Below are 4,365 nucleotides of genomic sequence, written 5' to 3' on the forward strand. Positions count from 1 at the left end.
CACTTGATTAGATTTATTGCGCACCGCAAAACACCAACCTTTATATAATGATTAAAATATTAAAAAATAATTACCTCTATAAGATATCACATTTATATTAAGTAAAAGTATTTATTTCTGCAAATTATTATTTTATCATTTAGTAATTAAAAATGCAAGAAGATACTCTTTAAAAAAATTTAAAGAGTATCTTCGATATTTCCAAAAACTATCTTCTATTTTATTTCAATAACTGCACCAACCGCTTCTAATTTTTCTTTTATTCCTTCGGATTCTTTCTTGTCTACATGTTCTTTTATTGTATTGGGTGCACCATCTACCAAGTCTTTAGATTCTTTCAAACCTAAAGCAGTAATTGTTCTTATCTCTTTTATTACCTTAATTTTATTTGGACCAACTTCTTTTAATATCACTTCAAAATCGGTTTTTTCTTCTTCTTTGACTTCTTCCGATGTAGCCGAACCACCAGCATTAGCAGGCATAGCAACCGGCATAGCAGCAGTTACTCCGAATTTTTCCTCTAAGGCTTTCACTAAGTCAGCTAATTCCAGTACACTCATTTTCTCTATTTTTTCTAATATTTCCGCTGATGTATTCATCTCAGTCTTAGAATGTTTTTCCTCGGTAACTTTTTCTTTTTTAGTAGCGACTTCTTTTTTTTCAACCATTTATTTCACCTCCTCTCAATATTATTATTGTATTGCATATGGTGTATTGCGAAAAATACTCTATCTTTCATATCGCATAACAATAAGCAATAATCCAATTTTTACCATAAAATCTATAATGCTTTGGCTTCTTTCTGCTTTTTTACCGCTTCCAAAGTATAAATCAATCCTTTTAAAGGTCCTTGCAATATAAATACTAAGGAATAAAGGGGAGATTTCACTCCATTAATCATTTGAGCAATAAGAACTTCCTTGGAAGGCAGAGAAGCTATCTCTAAAATTTTCTCCGAACTAAAAACTCTTCCGTCTATCAAACCAGTTTTAATATTTAAATCAATTTTATTCTTTTTAAAATACTCTTTAAGCAATCGAGCTGGTGCAATTCCATCGTCATTAGAGAAAGCCATAGCAGTACAACCGATTAAATCTTTAGTCAGGTCTTCTACTTTCAGCTCTTCGCTTGCTTTTTCTATTAAAGTATTTTTGACTATTTTAAATTCTACCTTCTGTTCTTTTAATTCTTTTCTAAGGCTGCTGATTTGAGAGACATTCATTCCTTTATAATCGGTTAAAACTATTCCTTTGGATTCTTTTAGTTTTGCTATCAAATCCTGAAGTATCTCTTTTTTAGAATCTTTACTTAAAACCAAAAATGTATCCTCCTTTCTAACCCTATTAGATATTTTATACAATAAAAAACCTTCCCTTAGACGAATCTATAAGGAAGGTGAAAAAGTAATTTTATTCACTTTGTTCTCACCTGGGCAGGAAGATATTTTAATACCAATTAAGTTGTTTTCTTGCAACTCCTGCTGTCTAAGGTAATCCTAAAACTATTTAATAATATTTTATTTTAAAGTTTTACTAATTCTAATTTTTATTTTTTTCGATCCACGCTTCTATTTTTTGGGGATCTAAGTGAACCCCTGGTCCCATAGTAGAGGAAATAGTAATGCTACGTATATATTTTCCCTTGGCGGCTGATGGTTTTGCCTTAATAATGGCACCAACAAAGGTAGCAAAATTTTCTAATAATTTCTCCTGGTCAAAATTTATTTTCCCTAAGGGCGCATGGACTATGCCAAATTTATCTGCCCGATACTCCACTTTACCCGCTTTTACTGCTTTTACGGTATTTTTAACATCAAAGGTAACAGTACCAACTTTAGGATTAGGCATTAAACCCCGAGGTCCCAATACTTTACCTAATTTTCCGACTACTTTCATCATATCTGGAGTCGCTATAGTAGCATCAAAATCAGTCCATCCCCCCTGTATCTTTTCAGCTAACTCCTCTGCTCCGATAAAATCAGCACCGGCTTCTTCGGCTTCTTTTGCTTTCTCTCCTTCTGCAAAGACCACAACTTTTACTTTTTTCCCTGTACCATGAGGTAAATCTACTGCTCCCCGTACCTGTTCTTCAGAACGACGTGTATCGATACCTAATTTAATCGCAATATCAATAGATTCTTCGAAATTTGCCCAATGAAGCTTTTTTGCCAATTCTAAAGCTTCTTCCGGTTCACAGTAATCTTCTGTTTTATAATCTTTAATGGCTTCTAAATATTTCTTTCCTCTTTTTTTACTCATCTTTTTCCTCCCTGTGGTATTATTGGATTTTATCCTTCCACATAAGTGCACCATTTAAGCGTATAATTAATCATTATTCTCTATTTCTATTCCCATACTTCTGGCAGTACCTTGTACTATTTTTATAGCGTTTTCCAAATCGTTAGCATTTAAATCGGACATTTTACGCTTAGCAATCTCTTCAATTTTTGCCCGTGATAACTTTGCAACTTTTTCTTTGTTAGGTATTCCTGAGCCTTTTTCTATTCCTGCTGCTTCTTTCAATAAAAAAGCAACTGGCGGTTTTTTACAGATAAAATCAAAAGATCTATCTTCATAAACATTAATAATTACCGGTATAATACTTCCTACATCTGGTCTAGTTTTTTCATTAAAACTCTTACAGAATTCCATTATGTTTAAACCATGCTGACCCAATGCTGGGCCTACCGGTGGTGCAGGGTTAGCATTGCCGGCTGGTATTTGTAGTTTTATTACGGACACTAATTTCTTTGCCATTCAATTCCTCCTATTGCTAGTCGTTAGTATTTAGTTATATTACTATTTACACTGAGATTCCCATTAATTATGTAACTAATTTAAGCAATACACACGGCTAATATGCAGTATGATATATTAGCGACTAATTAAAATTTCTCTACGTCATTAAAACCTAACTCAACAGATGTCTCTCGTCCAAAAATAGATAGAAAAACTTTCATTTTGTTTTTTTCGTAATCTACTTCTTTAACTTTCCCTGTATATCCGGTAAATGGACCAACGATAATTCTAACATTTTCTCCTACTTCAATATCTAATTTGGGTAATTTCTCGCCCTTCCCCATCTGTTTTAATATGTTTTCTATTTCTATTCCTTTTAAAGGTACTGGTTTTCCTCCTGAACCGACGAAACGAGTAATTCCAGGAGTATTTCTCACTGCTTGCCAGGAATTATTATCCAATATCATTTCTATCACTACATATCCTGGAAAGACCTTTTTTTGTACATATTTTCTTTTACCAGATTTTGCCTCTAAGACTTTTTCAGTAGGTATTAGCACTTGAAATATCTGGTTCTCCATTCCCATGGATTTAATTCTTTGTTCTAAATTTATTTTAACCTTATTTTCATATCCTGAATAAGTATGAACTACATACCATTTTTTTTGATTTGAAGCTATCATTATAACTAATTAACTCTCTTCCTTTTTTACCAATAAAATAGTTAACATTTATTGTGTATTATTTCATAAATAAAGTTAATACTTTCGTAAAAAATACATCGACCAATCCAATAAAGATCGAGGCCATAATTATCGTAGAAATAACTACAATGGTGCTATTCTTAAGATCTTTTTTGGTCGGCCAGATAACTTTTTTTAATTCAGCAATAGCTTCTTTTATAAAATTGTTTATTTTACTAAAAATATTATTTAGTTTCATTTTTTTCCTAACTATTCTTCCCTATATTTAAATAAAAAATGGCAGGCCCGGCAGGATTTGAACCTGCAACCCCCGGATTTGGAGTCCAGTGCTCTGCCGTTGGAGCTACGGACCTTAATAATTTTTGATTAAAACTCAAAAGTTAAGGTTATTTTATTTCTTTATGTAAAGTATGAGTTTTACAAAACTTACAGTATTTTTTAAGTTCTATTCTTTCTGGAGTATTTTTCTTATTTTTATATTGATCATAATTTCTATTTTTACACTCATTACAAGCAAAAACAATTCTTTGTCTCATTAAAAATGTCTCCTAATAAAAGTTAAAATTACATGAAGATAAATTTACCATATTTTATACTAAGTGTCAAGAATTAATTCGTATCTCGTTAGAGAAACATATTTTAAATATTCAAATATTTAATATCCTTAATTACTTATGTTTTTTATTATCCCCATTATCTTGGGCTATGTAGACAGGCAGGATGCCTGTCTACTAATGACTAACTACTATTCTATTATCTCACTTACTACTCCGGCACTGATCGTACGCCCTCCTTCTCGGATAGCAAAGCGGAGCTGTTTCTCCATAGCGATAGGAGTAATCAATTCCCCGCTAATAGTGACTCTATCCCCGGGCATAACCATCTCTACCCCTTCGGGAAGAGTGACGGTTCCGGTTACATCC

General features: G+C 32.4%; 8 protein-coding genes and 1 tRNA gene. All 9 read right to left on the minus strand.

From position 1 onward, the window contains the following. Positions 1-215 precede the first annotated feature (215 nt). Positions 216-668: a 50S ribosomal protein L7/L12 gene (locus ENO17_09655; protein ID HER25297.1), complete on the minus strand. Its 453-nt coding sequence runs from the start codon at positions 666-668 to the stop codon at positions 216-218. A gap of 113 nt (positions 669-781) precedes the next feature. After that, positions 782-1,384: a 50S ribosomal protein L10 gene (locus tag ENO17_09660; protein ID HER25298.1), complete on the minus strand. Its 603-nt coding sequence runs from the start codon at positions 1,382-1,384 to the stop codon at positions 782-784. 154 nt (positions 1,385-1,538) lie between these two features. Further along, a complete protein-coding gene (locus ENO17_09665; protein ID HER25299.1) occupies positions 1,539-2,258 on the minus strand; it encodes a 50S ribosomal protein L1 in 720 nt (239 codons plus the stop codon). 66 nt (positions 2,259-2,324) lie between these two features. Next, positions 2,325-2,756, minus strand: a complete 432-nt coding sequence (gene rplK / locus ENO17_09670; GenBank protein HER25300.1) for a 50S ribosomal protein L11 — start codon at positions 2,754-2,756, stop codon at positions 2,325-2,327. Between the two features lie 128 nt (positions 2,757-2,884). Further along, positions 2,885-3,421 (minus strand): transcription termination/antitermination protein NusG, encoded by a 537-nt coding sequence (gene nusG / locus ENO17_09675; GenBank protein ID HER25301.1) that lies wholly within the window; start codon positions 3,419-3,421, stop codon positions 2,885-2,887. Positions 3,422-3,479: 58 nt separating this feature from the next. Continuing rightward, positions 3,480-3,680, minus strand: coding sequence for a preprotein translocase subunit SecE (secE, locus tag ENO17_09680; protein HER25302.1), 201 nt, complete (start codon positions 3,678-3,680; stop codon positions 3,480-3,482). Between the two features lie 39 nt (positions 3,681-3,719). Then, a tRNA-Trp gene (locus ENO17_09685) sits at positions 3,720-3,795 on the minus strand. Positions 3,796-3,828: 33 nt separating this feature from the next. After that, the gene (gene rpmG / locus ENO17_09690) at positions 3,829-3,978 is read right to left on the minus strand and encodes a 50S ribosomal protein L33 (protein HER25303.1); all 150 of its coding nucleotides are present in this window, start codon (positions 3,976-3,978) and stop codon (positions 3,829-3,831) included. Between the two features lie 209 nt (positions 3,979-4,187). Then, the coding region (tuf, locus tag ENO17_09695; protein HER25304.1) for an elongation factor Tu at positions 4,188-4,365 on the minus strand (178 nt) is incomplete at its 5' end.

This window comes from Candidatus Atribacteria bacterium (assembly GCA_011056645.1).
Taxonomy (GTDB): Bacteria; Atribacterota; Phoenicimicrobiia; order Phoenicimicrobiales; family Phoenicimicrobiaceae; genus Sediminicultor; species Sediminicultor quartus.

Bases quoted from the DNA above. Each gene is read 5' to 3' on its own strand.
- ENO17_09655 (HER25297.1), bottom strand. From the start codon at position 668: ATGGTTGAAAAAAAAGAAGTCGCTACTAAAAAAGAAAAAGTTACCGAG.
- ENO17_09665 (HER25299.1), bottom strand. From the start codon at position 2,258: ATGAGTAAAAAAAGAGGAAAGAAATATTTAGAAGCCATTAAAGATTAT.
- rplK (HER25300.1), bottom strand. From the start codon at position 2,756: ATGGCAAAGAAATTAGTGTCCGTAATAAAACTACAAATACCAGCCGGC.
- nusG (HER25301.1), bottom strand. From the start codon at position 3,421: ATGATAGCTTCAAATCAAAAAAAATGGTATGTAGTTCATACTTATTCA.
- secE (HER25302.1), bottom strand. From the start codon at position 3,680: ATGAAACTAAATAATATTTTTAGTAAAATAAACAATTTTATAAAAGAA.
- rpmG (HER25303.1), bottom strand. From the start codon at position 3,978: ATGAGACAAAGAATTGTTTTTGCTTGTAATGAGTGTAAAAATAGAAAT.